The organism is Ruegeria sp. BF12 (assembly GCF_056538705.1).
Window position 1 is genome coordinate 16,482 of the sequence record NZ_JBQFTP010000023.1, and the last position, 19,944, is coordinate 36,425.

Here is a 19,944-nt window from a genome sequence, read left to right on the forward strand (position 1 = left end):
TGCCAAGCACGAAGCACAACCCGGTTGCGCCACCGCTTCCACCGTTTGTAGGGCTGTTGTGCAAATCGTGTTTTGCACGCGCATTGGTCCCTCTTAACACATTGTTAATAAATAAAAATACTGGTAAAAACGTGGGGACCATTAACGCGAGGTTTGCCGCGGAACTTAAAAACATAGGTTTCCAATCCCGCCACTTGCGCATCCGTCAACCTGATCAGAACTGACATGTTCTCTGATCGTTTTAGCAACCGAGAATTACGTCAGTTCACGGAAATCAATGGGTCCTGTGCCTGGATTGTTGACCAACGGTTTCGCATATTCGTTGATCAAAGCGGCGAGCTCTGGCCGACATGAACCACAATTCGTTCCCGCTTGAAGGGCTTCTCCGATTTCGTCCACGTCAATCAACTGTTCGTCGTGAATTGCGCGGACTAAGGTTTTTAGCCCAACTCCGAAACACGAACAGATCATCGGTCCGCAATCCTCTAATTCCACGGATGAGCGGCCGGACAATATTTGGTAAGGTGCGACCTCTGGCAATGTTGCAAGGTAGTCTCGCATCAGTGTGATCGGCTCAGAGGATACAAACAACACGGCCAACAGCCGCTCTCCTTTTGAAAACGCAATCCTGAATGACCCGCGCTTTGGATCCTCTATCGAAGTGGCCACAGCGTCGGGTATGCTGAACCATTCGCGGGCCGTGCTCTCCCAGTCGTCGATGGCACGATATCCTGCCAGCTCTGTCCTGAAACCTTTGTCCGTTTTAGCCCTTGCCCAGTAGTCCGCCTTGGGTGATGCGGTCGCAACCGACACTGCGAACCCATACCAGGCGGCATCCATACGCCGAATAGATACTGCGGTTGCCTTACTCTCCGGCTGACCAGAGATTGGGTCGGTAACACTTGGAACAAGCGTATCAACACGGGCAGTCGGAGCCGTTTCACCAGTCCAGTGAATGGGCGCGAACACCTGGCCGGGTTGGACAGTATCGGTGATACGAAGACGGAATATTCCCTTGCCAACGGGGCTTTCGAGCTCGACCAAGTCTGCAGAGGCGAGGCCCAGGCGGCTGACGTCCTCTGGGTTTATGTCCACAAAGGGTTCGGCAAGATGGGCCGATAACCGGGGCGACAAACCAGACCGGGTCATAGTGTGCCATTGGTCTCGATTCCGCCCGGTGTTCAAAAGAAACGGAAATCGCTTTGATGTTTCTGCCTTGGGTGCGCTGTGGGTTACTGGTACAAAACGCGCTTTTCCGTCTGGATGAAAGAACCGTCCGTCGCCAAAAAACCGCCCGTCGGTAGCGTGTGATATCACCGGCCATCTCGTTGGGCTCAACTCAGCATATTCATCGTCATCAATGTTCGAAAACGCGGAAATGTCGAAGTCCTTGCCAAATGATTTCGCAACAGATGACATTGCCGAATACTCTCGAAAAATCTGCGCCGGGGAGTCGTAGTTGAAAGACTTTGTCCATCCCATGCGTCGCCCCACTTCGGCCAAGACATCCCAGTCCGCACGAGCCTGCCCCGGAGGTGCCAATACGGCGCGTTGTCTGCTGATCGTGCGATCGGAGTTGGTTACGGTCCCGCTTTTTTCGGCCCAACCCGCCGCTGGTAACAGCACATCTGAGAGGCGGGCGGTATCCGTGTTGGCCGTCATATCGCTGACAACGGTGAAGGGGCAGTTCGATATCGCACCTTTCACGCGATCAGCGTCGGGCATTGATACTGCTGGGTTGGTGTGAATAATCCAAAGGGCCTTGATCTGATCGTCCTCGACGGCTCGAAACAGGTCGACCGCTTTTAATCCCGGCTTATGAGGCATGGATGGCGCATTCCAGAAGTCTTGGACGGCTAAGCGGTGGTCATTATTTTCGATTTCCAAATGGCATGCCAGCGTGTTGGCCAGCCCGCCTACCTCTCGGCCGCCCATGGCATTGGGTTGTCCGGTGACCGAAAACGGTCCCATTCCCTCACGCCCAATCCGACCTGTCGCCAGATGGCAATTCAGGATCGCGTTGACCTTATCCGTTCCGCTGGAGGATTGGTTCACGCCTTGGCTGAAGATCGTCACCACACGTTCGGTTTCTATCCAAATTTCGCAGAACTTCTCGATCTCACATCGACTTAGGCCAGTTACCGATGGATCGTCCTGCTTTGCCGCGCTTATGGCTTCTGCGAAGCCGCTTGTCCGATCTAGAAACTCCTGATCGAAATGCCCCCCTGCGTGAATTCTGCGCAGCAACTGGTTGAACAAGGAAACATCACTGCCCGGTTTCAGCGCCAGATGAAGATCCGCCTGATCGCAACTTGCTGTTCGACGCGGATCGACAACAACAATTTTTGTCCCGCGCGCCATCCGCGCTGCGAGCACGCGTTGATAGAGCACTGGATGACACCAAGCGAGGTTGGATCCCACCAAAACCACAAGATCGGATTGATCCAGATCCTCATAGGTTCCCGGGACCGTATCTGTCCCGAAAGCACGTTTGTGCCCCGCCACGGTTGAGGCCATGCAAAGCCTTGAATTGGTGTCGATATTGGCGGAACCGATGAAGCCCTTCATCAGTTTGTTGGCGACATAATAGTCTTCGGTCAACAGCTGCCCGGAAACATAGAATGCGACGCTGTCCGGCCCGTATGCCTCGATGGTGGACGAAAAGCGATCGGCGACCAATTGCAGAGCTTCGTCCCACTGAACGTCCTTGCCGTATGCTCTGGGCGTCAGCAAACGGTGATCAATTCCTACCGTTTCGCCCAAGGCCATACCTTTGGAGCACAAACGCCCGTAATTCGCGGGATGGTCCGGGTCGCCTCGAACCGACAATCCTCCGGCTCCGTCAGGGCGCAGCAGGACACCACATCCAACACCGCAATATGCGCAGGTCGATCTAACCTCGGGCAGGCCGGTGCCGTCCATCAGGCTGCACTCCGCTGAGCTACAGCGCTGTCGTCCAGCAGGATGCGGCCACCTTCAAGACGTACCGGATAAGTGGTGATCCGCCCATCGTCCGCACCCTGCGCTTCGCCCGTGTTCAGATCAAAGACCCAATTGTGCAGAGGGCAAGTAACGGATTGCCCATGTACGATACCTTCGGACAACGGACCGCCCCGGTGCGGGCAGCTGTTGGTCGCCGCAAACACCTCAGCCTCGGCCGTTCGAAAGACCGCGATGCAACCGATATGTGTTTTCACCAAACGCGCGCCGCGCAATGGTACTTCGTCGATATGTCCGATGTCGATCCAGCTCATTCTGCGGCCTCCAAGGTGAAATCTGCAATCGGCGCGTAAGTCTGCGCCTTGTCCCGCACGTGCTCGGCCCATGGGTCCTTGCGGTAGATGCTTTGCGACAGTTCGAACCGTTCGACCAAGGCGACGCGGTTTTCCAGATTGTCAATGACTTGAGCCTTGACCCAATCCATGCCGACCTTCCCCAGCCATTTGTACAGCCGATCCAGATACTTGCCGCCTTCGCGATAGGCTTGCGTGACGGCCATCACGACCTCAATCGCTTCGTCTTCGGTTGGCACCTGGCACAGCAGCTCGGTCTCTTTCACATCCATGCCGGCGGCCCCGCCGATGCTGATCTGATAGCCCGAGTCAACACAGACCACGCCGATATCTTTGCAGGTTGCCTCGGCGCAGTTGCGGGGGCAGCCGGACACGGCGAGCTTTAGTTTGTGGGGCGTCCAAGACCCCCAAAGGACTTTCTCAAGCTTGACCCCAAGTCCGGTGCTGTCCTGCGTTCCAAACCGACAATGATCGGTGCCGACGCAGGTTTTGACCGTTCTCAAGCCCTTCGAGTACGCATGACCCGAGACCAGCCCGGCCTTGTTCAGATCCGACCAGATCGCGGGAAGATCCTCACCCTTGACGCCCAGCAAGTCGATACGCTGACCACCGGTGACCTTGACTGTCGGCACGTCGTACTTGTCAGCTGCATCCGCAATGGCACGCAGCTCTTCAGGTGTAGTGATCCCGCCCCACATACGGGGCACAACGCTGAACGTGCCGTCTTTCTGAATGTTGGCGTGCTTGCGTTCGTTCACGAACCGGCTTTGCGGGTCGTCCTGATATTCCAGCGGCCAGTCCGCTAACAGGTAATAGTTGATCGCCGGGCGGCAGACGTGGCAGCCGTTGGGCGTATTCCAGCCGAGTTCCTGCCAGACGGCAGCCTGGCTCTTCAGTTCCTGCCCTTTGATCAGACGGCGCACATCCTCGTGCGTCAGGTCCGTGCAGCCACAGATCGGTTGAGCGGTCGGCATTTCGAAGCCGTCGCCCAAAGTGACCCGAAGCAATTGCTCGACCAACCCCGTGCATGTCCCGCATGAGGCGCTGGCCTTTGTGGTTGCCCGAACGGCACCGAGATCATTGGCACCTGTGCTGATCGCCTCGACGATATCGCTTTTGCATACGCCGTTGCAGCCGCAGATCTCCGCCTCAGGCGACAATGCTGCAACGGCTGAGAGAGGGTCCGCGGTGTCCCCCCCCTGATAGGCTGGCCCGAAGATCAGCGTCTCGCGCATCTCATCGATATCGGGGCCGTCTTTGATCAGGCCAAAGAACCAGCTGCCGTCGGCAGTGTCGCCATACATGACGGCGCCGATCAGGCGATCTCCTTCGATAACAAGACGTTTGTAGACACCGCGCGAGGGGTCTCGAAACACGATATCCTCGCGCCCCGGGGCGTCTGCAAAATCGCCCGCGCTGAACAGGTCGCAGCCAGTGACTTTCAGCTTCGTCGACAGTGTTTTCTGAACGAACGCGGCCTCTTCACCCAACAATGCTTGTGCCGCCACCTTTGCCTGATCGTAAAGTGGCGCGACAAGGCCGAAGACATCTCCGTTATGCTCCACGCATTCACCCACTGCATAGACGTCCGGGTCTGAGGTCAGCATCTGGTCATCGACATGGATGCCGCGACCGGTGGCGAGCCCTGCTTGTTGCGCCAGCGCCGTGTTGGGGCGGATGCCCACGGCCATGACCAGCAAATCGCAGGGCAATTCGGTTCCGTCGTCCAGCAACAGCGCACGAACCTTGCCGTCTTGTCCGAGTATTTCCTTGGAGTTCGCCTGCAGGCAAATCTTGATGCCTTTGTCCTGCAGCGACTTTTTCAACAGGTACCCGGCGGCCTCGTCCAGCTGGCGTTCCATCAGATGACCCATGATGTGTACGACGGTGACGTCAACGCCGTGTGCGGCCATCCCTGCGGCGGCCTCTAGTCCCAGCAAGCCGCCGCCAATCACGACGACCTTGTTGTCCGGGCCCATGCCCATCATCTGCTGTGTGTCTTCCAGATCGCGATAGGCGATCACGCCATCCAGATCATGACCGGGCAGGGGGATCATGAACGGGTTCGACCCAGTGGCGATCACCAGCTTGTCGTAAGGTACATGCCCGTTTGCGCACTCGACCACCTTCATCTCACGATCGATCTTTTCGACCTTTTCACCGAAGCGGCAGGCGATACCACGCTCGGCATACCAGGAGTCGTCATGGGTAACGATCTCTCCATAGGTCTTCTCACCCGACAAAACCGGGCTGAGCATGATGCGGTTGTAGTTCCCACGCGGTTCGGCGTTGAACAGGGTGATGTCGAACGCGTCCGGGGCGGCGTCAGTCAGGTGTTCCAGCACCCTGCCCGAAGCCATGCCTGCGCCTATGACAACTAGTCTTTGTTTCATGGTTTCACTCCGCTGCAATCGCCTTGGGGGCGGGCGATTTCGGCTTGGCGCCGTGTTCGTATTCTTCAAGGAAATCGAGAACTTCCTGCCGGTAGGCGTAATAATCCGGGTGCTCCAAAAGTGCTTTGCGGGTCCTTGGTCGCGGCAGGTCAACCTTGGTGATCTTGCCGATGGTCGCTTGTGGACCGTTGGTCATCATCACCACGCGGTCGGCCAGCAGGATCGCCTCGTCCACGTCATGGGTCACACAGATCGCGGTGACCTTGGTACGGGACCAGACCTCCATCAGGACTTCCTGCAATTCCCAACGCGTCAGGCTGTCGAGCATCCCAAAGGGTTCATCCAGTAGCAGCAGTTTGGGGGAAAGGGCAAAGGCGCGCGCGATGCCGACACGTTGTTTCATGCCGTTCGACAGATCGGAGGCAGATTTGTCCATCGCATCGGCCAGACCGACGCGTTCCAGATAGTATTCAACGACATCCTGCCGCTCGGCCATGGTGGCCTTGGGGTAGACCTTGTCGACACCGATAGCGACGTTTTCCTTGGCGGTCAGCCACGGGAACAGGTTGGGGGATTGGAACACCACCGCGCGTTCTGGGTCGGCCCCTTCGACATGGCGGCCATCCAGCTTGATCGCGCCTTTAGAGATTTCGTTAAGCCCTGCCGCCATGGTCAAAACCGTGGACTTGCCACAACCCGAATGGCCGATCAGCGAGATGAACTCGCCCTTGTCGATCTTGAGATCGAAATCCTCGACCACGGTCAGCGGGCCTTTGGGCGTCGGGTAAACTTTGTGCAGTTGCGAGAAGTCGAGGAAACGGCTCTCGATCATCCCCTTCTGCGCTTCGGCCACCGCCGTAGGTACGCCATGGATTGGCGTGACGTCGGGCAGGATGCGCGAGCCTTCGACCTTGGCTTCGATCCCCACATCCATCAGGTATTTGGTGACGTCGGCACGCAGGCGTTTGAACGTCTCATCGTTGTTCATGGCTCCGCGTTCGCGCGGGCGCGGGATCGAGACGCGGAATTCCTGCCCCAGCGTGCCATCGGGGTTCAGGGCAACGATCCGGTCGGCCAGAATTATTGCCTCGTCCACATCATTGGTGATCAGAACGCAGGTCTTCTTGTCGGCTTCCCAGATGTGTTCGATCTCATCCGCCAGATTGGCGCGGGTCAGCGCGTCGAGCGCGGACAGCGGCTCATCCAGCAGCAATACTTCAGGGTTCATCGACAGCGCCCGAGCCACGTTGACCCGCTGGCGCATCCCGCCGGATAGTTCCGCCGGGCGGCGTGTTGCCGCGTGGTTAAGTCCCACCATTTGCACGTAATGCGCTACCTTCTCGGCCTTTTCTGTCTTGCTGAGGTTGGGAAAGACGGTATCGACGGCCAACCCTACGTTGCCGCTGACCGTTAGCCACGGCATCAGCGAGTAGTTCTGAAAAATCACCCCGCGTTCCGGGCCCGGACCCTTGATCGGTGCCCCTTTGAACGTGACCTCTCCGCTGGTTGGGGTGTCCAGCCCTGCCATCAAGTTGATCAGGGTTGTCTTGCCGGTGCCTGAAAACCCGAGGATCACCAGAAACTCACCTTCTTGCACGTCCAGATCGATGCCTTTCAGCACATCCGCGCGCGCGGTGCCTTCACCGAAGGATTTCGTGGCGTTCTTGAAGCTAAGAATGCTCATTTCGCTCACCGGTTATTCGAAAAGGTGAAGAGGGATTGCAGCGCGTACATCACCCGGTCCAGCAAGAAGCCGATGATGCCGATGGTGAAAACCGCAACCATGATCTTGGCGAGCGAGCTGGACGAACCGTTCTGGAACTCATCCCAAACGAATTTGCCAAGACCGGGGTTCTGCGCCAGCATTTCAGCCGCGATCAGAACCATCCAGCCGACACCTAAGCTGAGGCGCAGACCGGTGAAGATCAGCGGCAGGGCCGAGGGCAACACCAGTTTGGTGATCTTGGTGTAAGTGTTCATTTTCAGGACTTTGGAGACGTTGACCAAGTCCTTGTCGATGGATGCCACCCCCAATGACGTGTTGATCAGGGTGGGCCACAATGAACACAGTGTTACAGTGATAGCAGAGATCAGGAATGACTTGGCAAACCAGCCGTCATTGGTGACGTAAACGGCCGAAACGATCATGGTCACGATCGGCAGCCAAGCCAGTGGCGAGACCGGTTTGAAGATCTGGATCAGCGGGTTCAGCGCGGCGTTCGCAGTCGGCGACAGACCAGCGGCGATCCCAAGCGGAACGGCCACGACTGTCGCGATCAGAAAGCCGAAGAACACGGTTTTGATCGAGGTCCAGATTTGCTGATAGTACGACGGCGCGCCGGTATAGGCGACCTGTTTGACCTCATCCCCGCGACCCGCATCAATCAGCTTCTGGTTCCGCTTCTCGACCATTGCTTCGAACTTGGCGCGCTTGGCGGCCTTGGCTTGCGCGTCCTCATTCAGGTTGACCATTTCTGCCCAGACCTGAGCCGGTCCGGGGACCGCGCCCAGAGAGGTTTGCACTTTTGGGGCCAATGTCGCCCACAACAGCAGGAAGGCACAGATCGACAACAGAGGCACGATCAGCAACCGCCAGATCTCGGTCATCTGGGCACGCGGGTTGTCTCCGGCGGCAGCTTTCAGAACCGGCGTAGCCCAGCTGAGGCCAAGAACCTGAAACCATTTGTCGGCGGCATTGATGCGGGTGAAAAGGCGGGCGCGACGTTCCTCGCGGGCGGCGTCTGCGTTGAATTCTGGATCGACCGTTGTCATCTGATGTGTCCTTGCGTTGGCGGGGCACTGGTGGGCGCCACGCCCGGTTCAAGCCGGGCGTGGCTGTGTGGGATTAGCCTTGCACGTCTGAGCCGACGATCTTTTGATCGCCCTTCAGACCGATGGACAAGCTTTCGAGATAGGCGTTGGGGGTGCGGCCGTCATAGGCGATGCCGTCGATGATATCCTCGGCCGGGGTCGGCGCTTTGTAGCCGTCGCTGTCCCAGGGGAAATCGGCCTCATTCGCCAAACCTTCGTCGACCAGCAGACGCGCGGCTTCCAGATAGATCTCGGGCTTGTAGACCGACTTGGCCACCTCGTCATACCAGCTGTCAGGCTTCGCGTCGGCGATCTGACCCCAACGGCGCATCTGGGTCAGGTACCAGACGGCGTCCGAGTAAAACGGGTAAGTTGCGTTATAGCGGAAGAATACGTTGAAATCGGGGACGTCGCGCTTGTCACCCTTCTCATATTCAAAGGTGCCGGTCATCGAGTTGGCGATGACGTCATAATCCGCGCCCACATATTCCGGGCGGCTAAGGATCTCGACTGCCTCGGGACGGTTGGCATTGTCGTTCTCATCCAGCCACATCGCGGCGCGGATAAGCGCCTTGGTCACGGCCAGAGTTGTGTTTGGATTCTCCTCGGCGAACTTGGCGTTGATGCCAAAGACCTTCTCGGGGTTGTTCTTCCAAAGCTCATAGTCGGTGATCACCGGGACGCCGATGCCCTTGAAGACGGCCTGCTGGTTCCACGGCTCACCCACGCAGTATCCGTAGATCGTACCAGCCTCTAACGTCGCAGGCATCTGCGGGGGAGGGGTCACCGACAGGAACACATCCGCACCGATCTGACCGGTTACGTTTTCCGGGCTGTAGAAGCCCGGATGCAAACCACCAGCTGCCAGCCAGTAACGCAGTTCGTAATTGTGGGTCGAAACCGGGAAAACCATGCCCATGTTGAAGGGCTTGCCTTCGGATTTGTATTTCTCGACGACCGGAGCCAGTGCCTCGGCGCTGATCGGGTGCTGAGGGCGGCCGTCCTCCATCACAGGGATGTTCGGCTTCATTTCGTCCCATATTTCGTTGGACACGGTGATGCCGTTACCGTTCAGGTCCATGGAAAAAGGCGTGATGATGTGCGCTTCGGTCCCGTATCCGATGGTCGCGGCCAAAGGTTGCCCAGCAAGCATATGCGCCCCGTCCAACTGCCCGTCGATCACTCCGTCCAACAGGACTTTCCAGTTGGCCTGTGCCTCCAATGTGACGAACAGGCCCTCGTCCAGAAAATACCCCTGCTCATAGGCAACAGCCAACGGCGCCATATCGGTCAGTTTGATAAAGCCAAAGGTCAGTTCGTCTTTTTCCAGCTCCAGCTCAGCCAATGCCGGAGACACAAGCGCTGTCGTTGCCGCGAGGCTCAGAAGTAGCTTTTTCATTTCGATCCCTTTTGGTTCGGCCCAACCCCTTGGGCAAACAAAAAAGCCGCCGACACACACCGCCGGGAGGAGTTGGCGGTTGGTCGAGCGGCTTTGCTCTTGTTGGGTGCCCAGTACTTTGGGCGAATTCTGTCGGTGGGCTTCGTTGCCTGCCGATGAGTTGATTAAGCCAGTCGCACGCTGGCGCGTCATCAGTTTTCGACAATTTGGCGTAGAAATTTCTGCGATGCAGCGTGAGCGGATGCTGCACTGCAAAATTTTTGTGCAAACTTACCCGGTCGGCTCGAAAATGCGCCGGTCGAAAAACACGTTTCGAGGCAGAATCAGATTGCCGGTCGCCGAGGCCACAGCCGTCGACTCGGGTAGTGCCCCTTCCAGTTTCTCCGAGGCACCGGGTGTCTCAACACTCAATCCCTGCAATTCCCGGCGATACAGGTCGCTGCGAAAGACCTTGGCCGCCTGACGTTCCGCTGTCGCCGGGTCCAGCCCGTTTCGTTTCGCCAGCTGATGCGCGACCCATTTCGCCTGGCTGCGCCAAGGAAAAGTGGCCGCGCCGGCAAAGAACTCGATAAAACCGTTCACATGGCGCTGCTCCCCTAGCGCGGAGATCGTGAATTCGCCCAAAAGCGCGCGATCAATCAACTCTGGCGAGACGTTGAGATAAGTTTTGCGCGACAGCATCTCGGATGCGGTTGTCCGGCTCTCGGGGTTGGACAGCCACCGGCCTGCGCGCCAAACCGCCCTCATGAGGCTGCCCAGTAAATGGGGCTCGGTTTCAGCCCAGTCATTTCTGACGGCCAGAACCTTTTCCGGTGCGCAAGTCCAGATCGCCTGACCCGGCAGCAGTAAAGCGCCTACGTTATTGTCTACGGCGAAAGTCCCCCAGGGTTCGCCCACGCAGAAGGCATCAATTTCCCCGCCCGCCAGCGCTTGCGCCATGAGTGGCGGCGGAACCGTGCGAATTTCGACTTGTTTCGAGGCAAGCTCGGTTCCTGCCACCCAATAACGCAGCAGTTCGACATGCATGGAGAAGGGGAACGGTACTCCAAATGTAAGAACGTCACCGGCTGCATTTGCCAACGCGGACCCGGCGGCCGTGGCATTCATAAAGTCAAAGCCGTAGCCATGATCTGCCAGTTGACGTGCCAATTGGGTGCCAACGCCAATGACATTGCCATTGAGGGAGAGAACAGAGACTGCGGAAAGGGGTGTCGCAATGCCGCCCAGACCCAAGGCCATCGCCACGGGAACCGGAGACAAAAGATGCGCTGCGTCGACATGCCCAAAGGCCAGCATGTCCCGCAGGGATGACCACGAGGGGGCCGGTTGAAGGTCCAGTGAGATACCTTCTGCATGATCGAACCCCATTTCACGAGCGACGATCAAGGGTGCCGCGTCGACAAGCGGCATATAGGCGACGGGCAAGGTAACCGTTCTCATGACAACAATCCCGACGCCGTCACCAAAGCCTCGGCCACTTCGGCCACACGACGGTTCTGGTTCATCGCGGTCTTGCGCAATAGGGCATAGGCTTCATCTTCGGACACGCCTCTGGCTTTCATGAGCACCCCTTTTGCTCGGTCGATCACTTTACGTTCTTCCAGCGCGCGCCGTGTTTCGGCCAGTTCCGTCCGCATTTGACGCAACATCTGGAACCGGGCAATGGCGGTGTCGATCACTGGTTTGATGCGTTCCGCCGTCAAACCATCGACGACATACGCCGAAACGCCCGCTTCGACAGCAGCTTTGGCCCAACGACCCGCTGCGTTAGATACGAACATGGCTACGGGCCGCTCAAGCGGACCCGAAGCAACCGTCAGCTCTTCCAGCATATCTCTCGATGGATTGTCGATATCGATCAGGACAATATCGGGGTTGTGCGCGGCAATTTTGCGCGCAAGACCCGAGACGTTGCCGATTACATAGACGTCGACATCCCCGGACTCTTTCAAGGCATCAACAATTGCGAAAGCGCGGTCTCGGTTGTGCTCGACCACAACGACAGTCAGGTTTTGGGTCATGCAGAATTGGCTGGGGCCAGATTTTGCGAACCACAATCAGAAAGTCCTCTAACTCTTCTTCAGGCGGCGGCAGCGCTCAATTTATCAGCGATAATTTGTGTCTTGCCGAAAGACAGGGCAGTTTGATTTGATCGCTGCACAAAGTGACATTTTCTGTGCGCCTGGATTGGGCCGGAAACTCCTGCGGTAACAGCATCTGTTTTCAGAGACGCCATGGTCCTAAATGATCTGTCGCGTGCAAAATCCCGCCTCGGGCGCGATGTTGATATTCTCGGTGCGGCGCAGCCATATCTGACAGGCCCGAATAAAACTGTTCGTGCATCTCTGGCCTTTGTCGCCTCGAGATGGTCGTTTTTTGCGCATTTAGGTGCGTTCTGTTGACTTGTCAGGAGCAGATCTGCCGAAGCCGATTAGATTTCGGCTGACCTGACCACAGCTGTGGCTAACGAAGCAATCTTACTGACGCAGATTTACCCAAAGCTACGCTGTCAGTTGCAAGCCCCATCGGTGCCGACATTGAACGCGCCGATATTATCCGAGTGAGTTTGTCCACTGTTGTTCCGGACAACTCTAGTGACTTGTCTGCTCCCACTGAATTGCACATGGTCATTGGCTGGAAACGGAACCGTTACTTTGACCAGCTCAAGCGCCGCCATCCTCCGCCGAAGTTATGTGACAAGCTCCCAAAGCTCAGTAACCAAACCCGCCCATTCCAAGCTCTCAACATACACCCTCCGTCGCCCGCTAATTTAGTCAACTATGACCGGGAAAACAGGATCCGGACGCGTCCAAACTCAAACCTGAGAAACCGAACTTCCGTTAACTGAACCTCGCACCGAGACAGATATGTGTAGATGTGGTAAGGCTTTAGCATTGTCCTAAAACCCTCGAGGTCGAAACGGCTGGTCGGGAAGCAACTATGGCGCGTTTGTTTAAAGTTATAGTTCGAATTGCCATCTGTGCAGTGGCGCTGATTATTCTTTTCTTTTGGCTATGGGCCGTACCTAGTGTCGAGAACCACCCGATCGCCACCAATGCCGAAACCATCGCACGAGGAAAATACCTGACCGCGGCCGGCGACTGCACGTCTTGCCACACCACGGAGGGCGGATCTGCGTTCGCAGGCGGGCTCAAACTTGATACCCCGTTTGGTGGAATTTATTCCGCCAATATTACCCCGTCTGAAAAGGGCATCAAAGGCATGAGCTCGGCCGAGTTCTACCAAATACTCGCGTATGGCTCTTACAAAACCTTTCAGCCACTCTATCCTGCTATGCCGTATCCATCATACCATTTGGTCACACGCTCAGATTCCGATGCGATATTTGCGTATCTGATGACACAGCCACCGGTGGATCAAGACGTTCCGAAAAATGAACTGAGCTTTCCCTTCAATATTCGGCAGCTTGTGCTTTTTTGGAATGTGCTCTTCGCCAAGCGGGGGACTTTCGATCCGGACAGTTCTCGAGATGCGGCTTGGAACCGCGGTGCCTATCTGGTGGAAGGGCTGGGTCATTGCGGTGCCTGTCACACGCCACATAACATCTTTGGCGCGGCAGAGCATGACCGGGCGCTGGCCGGGGCACCGCTTGCAGACTATGAAGCGCCAGATATTCGGCCAGAGGCCCTGAAACAACGCGGATGGACTGCTGAATATTTGACCGAATTCTTCAAAACAGGGAGAGGACCCAAAGGAACTGCGTTCAAGGAAATGTATCTCGTGGTAGAGAATTCACTGTCGCAGTTGACCGATGAAGACCGGCTCGCCATCGCCACCTATCTTCTGGATTTGCCATCCGCGCCAAGTGTCGCTGGCAACCTAACACTTGCTGCCGCAAATGGGGTAATTGCAGAATCCTATCCTGAAGGGCGGGCATTGTTTTTGAACAATTGTTCAATGTGCCACGGCCCGCGCGGTAAGGGAGTGAAAGATGGGGCACCACCGCTGGCAGGCAATTCCACGATTGCGCAGGTCGGCGGCCGCAATATGCTCTATGCAATCGCTAACGGATTTCCGGATCCCAGATCCACACCTAATTCCAGCCCGATGCCTGCCTTCAAGGACCGTTTCACCCCAACGCAGATCGCACAATTGGCCAATTTTCTGCGTCACACCTTCGCGGCCGAAACACCAGACCTGCCCAAGTTCACCGAGGCCGACGTAGAAGCAATACTGAAATAAGTGGTGCCCGCCAAGAACGGGAAAAGTGGAATTTGACATGAATGATGATCAAGATAACCAGGCCAAAAGCGGTACCAGCGTCACACGGCGCAGCGTGCTGACGGGCGGTGTCGGCGTGGCCACCGGCACGGCGGCCACATTGGTTGCCGGGCTTGGGGCCGAGGGTGCAGCGGCAGGTCCCTTGCAACGCCCGTGGGCGACCGAACTGGGCGATCCGGTCGGCACAAATCCTTATGGCCACCCGTCATCCTTCGAAAAGACAGTGATCCGTCGCCCAACCCCTCCCGAATACTCGCCCGAGGGCTATGTTCCGCCAATGAACGAGTCCTCCTGGACTGGGACTCCATTGCAGGATCTGCGCGGGATAATCACTCCCAACGGGCTGTTCTATGAACGATCCCACGGTGGCTATGCAGACATGGATCCGGCCAAGCATAAAGTGGCCATTCACGGGCTTGTCGACCGCAACCTTGAACTCAGCATGGAGGATCTGCGCCGATTTCCCACTGTCACCACGTTCAGGTTTCTTGAATGTTCCGGCAACAGCGATCTGATCTGGGGCAAAGCAACCTATGGCGGGCAGGAAACGTCGCCATATTTGACCGCGCAGGATATTCACGGCCTCCTCAGCTGCGCAGAATGGACCGGCGTCCGGCTGTCCGACCTTTTGCGTGAGGCAGGGGCCGACACAGCCAGGGCCACGTGGTTGATCGTCGAAGGCGCGGATTCCGGAGCATTGGCGCGCAGCTTGCCGATGGCCCGGGCGCTGGATGATTGTATTCTGGCTTTTGCACAAAACGGCGAAATGCTGCGCCCGGAGCAGGGGTATCCGGTACGGCTGCTGGTTCCGGGTTGCGAAGGCAATCTGAACATCAAATGGGTGCAGCGGATAGAGGTGACCGACCAACCCCTGTTTGCGACGTTCGAAACCGCTCAGTACACCGATCTGCAAAAATCCGGCAAAGCATGGATATCCTCGCTGGTGATGGAGGCCAAATCGATCATCACCTTCCCATCGGGTGGTCAATCCCTGCCGGAAAAAGGGTTCTACCAGATCCGAGGCATCGCTTGGTCTGGGCGCGGCAAGATTTCACAGGTGGATGTGTCACTGGATGGCGGGCGCAATTGGACCCCGGCGCAACTAACAGAGCCGGTAATGTCAAAATGCCTTACTGAGTTCACCATACCTTGGAGATGGGACGGCAGCGAAACGCTGTTAATGAGCCGTGCCACTGACGAGACCGGCTATACGCAGCCTTTCGTTCAGCAACTGGTTGAAGCGCGTGGCAAGTTCTCATCCTACCACAACAATGGCATTCAGACATGGCGGGTCGAAAGCAATGGTGAGGTGTATAATGCGACGGGTTAACCTGGTTTTCTTCGCCATTATGCCACTGTTGACCTATGGGCAGGCCGTTGCGCAGACTGCTGATTGCAGTGATCGCCCCCTCTGCCTTGGGCGAACAATCTCCGAAGCAGATCTGGCGGCTTGGTCTCTTAACGTTTTCCCCGATGGAACCGGGCTTCCCGAAGGAATGGGTAATGCCGAAGAGGGGCGTCAATTATACAGGGACAAATGCTCGGCCTGCCACGGCGAAAAAGGCGTAGGCGTGAAGGTACTGCTGGATCGCGGTGCATTTCCCACCCTTGTCGGTTCAACACCTCCGTTGACCGATACCGAAAAACAGCCTGCGCAAACTGTCGGCAGCTACTGGCCGCATGCCACGACCTTCTTTGATTACGTCCGCCGCGCCATGCCCTTCGCAACGGCCCATTCACTGAGCGATGACGAGGTTTATGCCATTACCGCGCATGTCCTAGTGTTGAACGACATCTTACCCGCAGGAGCAAGCCTGGATCGAGACAGTCTGATGCAGGTGAAAATGCCTAATGTCGATGGTTTCATTTGCGATGCCCGTCCAGACGTGTTCGCGCCTCGCTGCATGTCGAATTGTGCAATACCCGATGATACCGGCGTATTGCTCGGCTCAGGCGAGAACTATGGCAAACCAGTTCCGTTAACGGATTGCATGGTTCGATAGTGATCGCCAGCCCGGCGTGGCGGGGCGCTCCGCAGGATCCTCAAGTTGGGATGAAGCCTTGCAACTGGCCGATGCGACCGGGACCAATCAACTCAGATTGACTGGATCCCAAACCACCCTTTGGCTTCGGCTTTTGGGCACTGATGATTAGTTTGTGGACTACAGGGTGTAATCGGTGAATAGCGATTTTTGTTCGCGTTAGTATGGATGCCAAACAGGAGAGGTCATTCGGTTTGCCAGTGCGAATTCTCTGGAAGTGCGAACACCCAATAAAATTCCGTTCGAAACTGTAAATAGACCGCCAAGAGCGTTACAGCACATGTGCAGCACCGCTTTCTTTCGCGGCCAGCTGTTTCAAGGCCATCCGATCCAGCTTGCCGCCCATTGTCAAAGGCAGCGCACTCATAATCCGCACTACGTCCGGTGCCTTGTATCCAATCTGCTCTCGCGCAAAGTCGATGATGTCTCCGACACGTACCGGTGCCGCGCCTTCGGTCAGGCTCACAAACCCCCAAACATCTTCGCCGTGCATTTCGTCTCGCACTCCAACCACAACTGCTGCCGCAACGGCTGGATGTGCTGTCAACGCATCTTCCACTTCCGCCGGGCTGATATTCGACCCGTCATGTACAATGATCTGTTTCCGCCGTCCCCGGAACCAGAAATAGCCGTCCTCGTCCCGCCGCATTAAATCACCGGTGTCGAGCCAGCCATCCCGAAACGCCGCTGCTGTCGCCTCGGGATTCTGCCAATACTCCGTCATCATGGTCGGGCTCTTTACCCAATGCCGACCGTCTACTCCCACGGGCACCTCCTCATCAGCCTCGTCGTGAAGCGCCGAAACAAAACCGGGATTGTTCAGCCCGACTGCTCCGAGCTTTTCAGCGCCCCCGTGGGTGTTGGAATGCGACGTTCCCATTTCTGTCATCCCGTAAAACGCCCCAATCGGTACGCCGGCTAAAGCGCCGAACGCATCGACTAACTTTTGCGAGGGTTTGTCTCCTCCGGCCATCATCGTTTTCAGCGAACCAAAATCTTCACGCATCGCTCCGTGTCCTGTCAGCAACGCCGCCAAAGGCGCAGGTAATATTTGCGCCACTGTTGGCCGCGTCTGCCGCAAGAGCGCCAAAAGCTCGTCCGGCGTGAACCGTTGCGCAACATTAGTTGTAGCGCCGGCCCAAAGCCCTGCAAATGTCAGCCGCAATCCAGCGGTATGCGAAATCCATGAGGCTGGTAGAACCACGTCCCGGGGACCTAGGCCCAGCCCCTGCGCATTGCTCGCCACCATGTATCCCATGCTGGAATGACTATGCGTCACACCCTTGGGCTTGCCGGTGGTCCCAGAGGTAAAGAAAATAAACGCCGGAGCCTCGGCTCCAACCGGCGGTAGCGTCCCTTCGCCTTCGCCTTTCAGCAGATCTTCGAAGGCGAGCGCGCTGGTCATTTCACCTGCATACGAAATTACTCCAAAAGGCAATTGCGCTACGCCAGGTACTGCGGCCACATCCTTGGCCCGCTCGGCATGAACAAGAAGCGCTGCAGGTGTCGCCAGCCCCAATGCATAGTCGATATCCGCAGCCGTGTAGCGATAGTTGAGCGGCATCGCCACCAGACCCGCCCGCATACATGCCAGGTAATGGACCAAAAGCGCCGCCCGGTTCGGCATGATCGAGGCGACCCTGTCTCCCGGGTTTAAACCCAGGCTCAGGTACCTCAGCGCGAGCCGCGTACAGGCGGCATCCAACTCGCGCCAGTTGAATTTCTCGTCCAGTGCATAAAGCGCGGTCGCCTCGGGATCCGTTGACAATCCCCGTCGAAACAGGTCCGTCAAATCTGCTGGTGCAGCCAGTGGTGGTCCGGATACCGGCATGTCTTTCTCCCAAAAATCCAAGCCGTTCTTAGGTCTACAATATGCCGCCCAGGCAAAAAAGCCCCCAGCCAATCTGCCCAAAACACCTGGGCGTCAAAATGGCGCGGTTCCATGGAATGGAGTTGCAACCGTGGTAACTTAGGGAGCTTCCGTTCTTCGCAGCTTGGGACTAATTGGCACGAATGGACATGCCAAGATGGTGACCTAAGTCGACGAAGGTCAAACCGCTGAAGCGCTCCAAAAACTCGATTGGCGGCAATGCCGCCGAGGCTGCAATCCAGTAAGCAAATAGTTTCAGACAACTCTGGGAAAGCAGATTAGAAATTTCTGGAAGATAGTGATTATCGGCCAGAGATCTGACGGCCTCATTGAACCTGGCCGCTGAACCAGAGTGGCGCGTCACCTTCTGCCCAAGGCGAGTATTTGTTCATTACGTGCGAGAACGTTTCGCTTGCCAGGAAACGATCCAGCCATGCAATCAAACTCGGCCATTCCTGTGTGTCAAACCACTGCCTGTCTATATGGGCAAATTGGCGGACAAAGGGCAGAAGAGCCAGATCAGCAAGGGATGGGCGCCGCCCAAACAGCCAGGACCGACCGTTCAACTGTTCGTCGAGGCTGACCAAGTAGCTTGCAGCTTTCCTGCGCTCTTTTTCATGGTCAACTTCCGGATAGCGCGTGGCGTATTTTGTGTGATCCAAGGCAGCCTTGAACGGGCCATCATTTTCCTTGATCAGGTCCCACCCTTCCTGAGGCATGTCCAAAAGCCGCTGCGGATCATTTTGTTCAAGAGCCCAGATCATGATATCCAGGCTTTCGTCCAAAACCCTATCCGCAAGCCGAAGTGCTGGCACGGTGCCGGTTGCAGATGTTTGCAAGAAGGCTTGCGGCTTGTCCCTAAGAAGAATTTCACGCAGCTCGACTTTGACACCCGAACTTACCAATGCGAGGCGGGCCCGCATTGCATACGGGCAGCGGCGGAACGTCCATAAGATTGGGTGATGAACCATATGAGGATTTATCTGCATTCTGCCGGTACGGTCAAATCCTTCCTCGACAGTCAAGTTGAAGATTCCGTTTAAATGCTGCCGGCTCTGGTTAAACGGGCCACTGCTTCGCAAATATCAGCCACCGTCGCCGTCGGTTCAGGGTCAAACCGGCTCTCGTCGCCATCACGAAACTTACCGGTGCGCACCAGATACGCCTCTGCGATTCCAGCGGCCAAGGCGCCGGCAATATCACTTTCAGCATCATCGCCGATCATAGCTGACTGCGCAGGCGCGGCCCTGGTGGTCGCAATAGCGGCTCTGAAGAACCCGGGATCTGGCTTACCCAGCAACTGAGCCCGGATGCCGGTAGCGTGTTCAAGGGCTTTGACGAAGCAGCCGGCATCAAGGCTCAGTTGTCCATCCTGATCCATAAAAATGCGGTTGTTTGCGAGGGCGATCAAAGGTGCCCCGTTCTGTAATAATCGGTATGACCGGTTCATGTTTTCATAGGAAAATTCTTGGGCGGCATCGCCAACAACAACGGCGGGCGGTCCGCTGCGGTCGCAGCCGGAAAACTCTTCCTCAAGTGCAGGGTGGACGAGCAAATGCGGGCTGTGCCCCGTGCGCGACAGCCAATCAAGGCAGGCGGCAACCGGTGTAAACACCTCTTCCGGCTGAATCGTAAACCCAAGCTCGTACAGCTTTTCCATGATGCGGTGTTTTGGCTGTCGGGTGCTGTTGGTGAGGTATCTCACGTTCCGCCCGCTGGAGCGCAACCGGGTAAGCGCTTCCGCGGCCCCGGGAATTGCTTCGGCCCCCTGGTAGAGAACTCCGGAGACATCAACCAGAACTGTTTGGATCATAGCCAAACTTTGCCCGAGCCTTCGCAAAGCGTCAACTTCGTCACTTGCCAGGCTGCCCGGAACTGGTGGTGTCTGGACCAG

General features: G+C 56.9%; 14 protein-coding genes. 3 read left to right on the forward strand and 11 right to left on the reverse strand.

Annotated elements, in window-relative coordinates; all coding sequences use genetic code 11:
- Positions 1–255 precede the first annotated feature (255 nt).
- From ACR0J0_RS22100 to ACR0J0_RS22135, 8 genes are all read right to left on the reverse strand, one after another.
- Entirely contained in the window at positions 256–2,922 is a 2,667-nt protein-coding gene (locus ACR0J0_RS22100) for a molybdopterin-dependent oxidoreductase (RefSeq protein ID WP_480666147.1), read from the reverse strand.
- Positions 2,922–3,254 carry a nitrite reductase small subunit NirD gene (gene nirD / locus ACR0J0_RS22105; RefSeq protein ID WP_239338221.1) on the reverse strand — a complete coding sequence of 111 codons (333 nt, stop codon included), beginning with the start codon at positions 3,252–3,254 and terminating at the stop codon, positions 2,922–2,924. Before nirD ends, ACR0J0_RS22100 begins: the two co-directional genes overlap by 1 nt.
- Positions 3,251–5,686, reverse strand: a complete 2,436-nt coding sequence (gene nirB, locus ACR0J0_RS22110; RefSeq protein ID WP_480666148.1) for a nitrite reductase large subunit NirB — start codon at positions 5,684–5,686, stop codon at positions 3,251–3,253. The genes nirD and nirB overlap by 4 nt, the downstream gene beginning before the upstream one ends.
- Positions 5,687–5,690: 4 nt before the next feature.
- Positions 5,691–7,370: an ABC transporter ATP-binding protein gene (locus ACR0J0_RS22115; RefSeq protein ID WP_480666149.1), complete on the reverse strand. Its 1,680-nt coding sequence runs from the start codon at positions 7,368–7,370 to the stop codon at positions 5,691–5,693.
- Positions 7,371–7,375: 5 nt separating this feature from the next.
- Positions 7,376–8,458: an ABC transporter permease gene (locus tag ACR0J0_RS22120; protein WP_480666150.1), complete on the reverse strand. Its 1,083-nt coding sequence runs from the start codon at positions 8,456–8,458 to the stop codon at positions 7,376–7,378.
- A gap of 73 nt (positions 8,459–8,531) precedes the next feature.
- Positions 8,532–9,896: a CmpA/NrtA family ABC transporter substrate-binding protein gene (locus ACR0J0_RS22125; RefSeq protein WP_480666151.1), complete on the reverse strand. Its 1,365-nt coding sequence runs from the start codon at positions 9,894–9,896 to the stop codon at positions 8,532–8,534.
- Positions 9,897–10,166: 270 nt separating this feature from the next.
- Complete coding sequence (locus tag ACR0J0_RS22130; RefSeq protein ID WP_480666152.1) at positions 10,167–11,336, reverse strand: ABC transporter substrate-binding protein; 1,170 nt, start codon at positions 11,334–11,336, stop codon at positions 10,167–10,169.
- Positions 11,333–11,917: an ANTAR domain-containing response regulator gene (locus tag ACR0J0_RS22135; RefSeq protein WP_480666153.1), complete on the reverse strand. Its 585-nt coding sequence runs from the start codon at positions 11,915–11,917 to the stop codon at positions 11,333–11,335. Before ACR0J0_RS22135 ends, ACR0J0_RS22130 begins: the two co-directional genes overlap by 4 nt.
- A 919-nt stretch (positions 11,918–12,836) precedes the next feature.
- Between ACR0J0_RS22135 and ACR0J0_RS22140 the strand changes: the two genes are divergently transcribed.
- From ACR0J0_RS22140 to ACR0J0_RS22150, 3 genes are read left to right on the forward strand one after another with little or no spacing between them, the layout of a single operon-like run.
- Positions 12,837–14,099 carry a c-type cytochrome gene (locus ACR0J0_RS22140; RefSeq protein WP_480666154.1) on the forward strand — a complete coding sequence of 421 codons (1,263 nt, stop codon included), beginning with the start codon at positions 12,837–12,839 and terminating at the stop codon, positions 14,097–14,099.
- 37 nt (positions 14,100–14,136) lie between these two features.
- Positions 14,137–15,468, forward strand: coding sequence for a sulfite dehydrogenase (soxC, locus tag ACR0J0_RS22145; RefSeq protein WP_480666155.1), 1,332 nt, complete (start codon positions 14,137–14,139; stop codon positions 15,466–15,468).
- Entirely contained in the window at positions 15,455–16,141 is a 687-nt protein-coding gene (locus ACR0J0_RS22150) for a c-type cytochrome (RefSeq protein ID WP_480666156.1), read from the forward strand. Before soxC ends, ACR0J0_RS22150 begins: the two co-directional genes overlap by 14 nt.
- A 310-nt stretch (positions 16,142–16,451) precedes the next feature.
- Here the strand turns inward: ACR0J0_RS22150 and ACR0J0_RS22155 are convergent, their stop codons facing one another.
- The 3 genes from ACR0J0_RS22155 to ACR0J0_RS22165 form a co-directional block, all read right to left on the reverse strand.
- Positions 16,452–18,011 carry a class I adenylate-forming enzyme family protein gene (locus tag ACR0J0_RS22155; RefSeq protein WP_480666157.1) on the reverse strand — a complete coding sequence of 520 codons (1,560 nt, stop codon included), beginning with the start codon at positions 18,009–18,011 and terminating at the stop codon, positions 16,452–16,454.
- A gap of 365 nt (positions 18,012–18,376) precedes the next feature.
- Positions 18,377–19,021 carry a glutathione S-transferase gene (locus tag ACR0J0_RS22160; protein ID WP_480666168.1) on the reverse strand — a complete coding sequence of 215 codons (645 nt, stop codon included), beginning with the start codon at positions 19,019–19,021 and terminating at the stop codon, positions 18,377–18,379.
- A gap of 68 nt (positions 19,022–19,089) precedes the next feature.
- On the reverse strand, positions 19,090–19,863 hold the full coding sequence (locus ACR0J0_RS22165) for a TIGR01458 family HAD-type hydrolase (RefSeq protein WP_480666158.1): 774 nt from the start codon (positions 19,861–19,863) through the stop codon (positions 19,090–19,092).
- Positions 19,864–19,944: the final 81 nt, after the last annotated feature.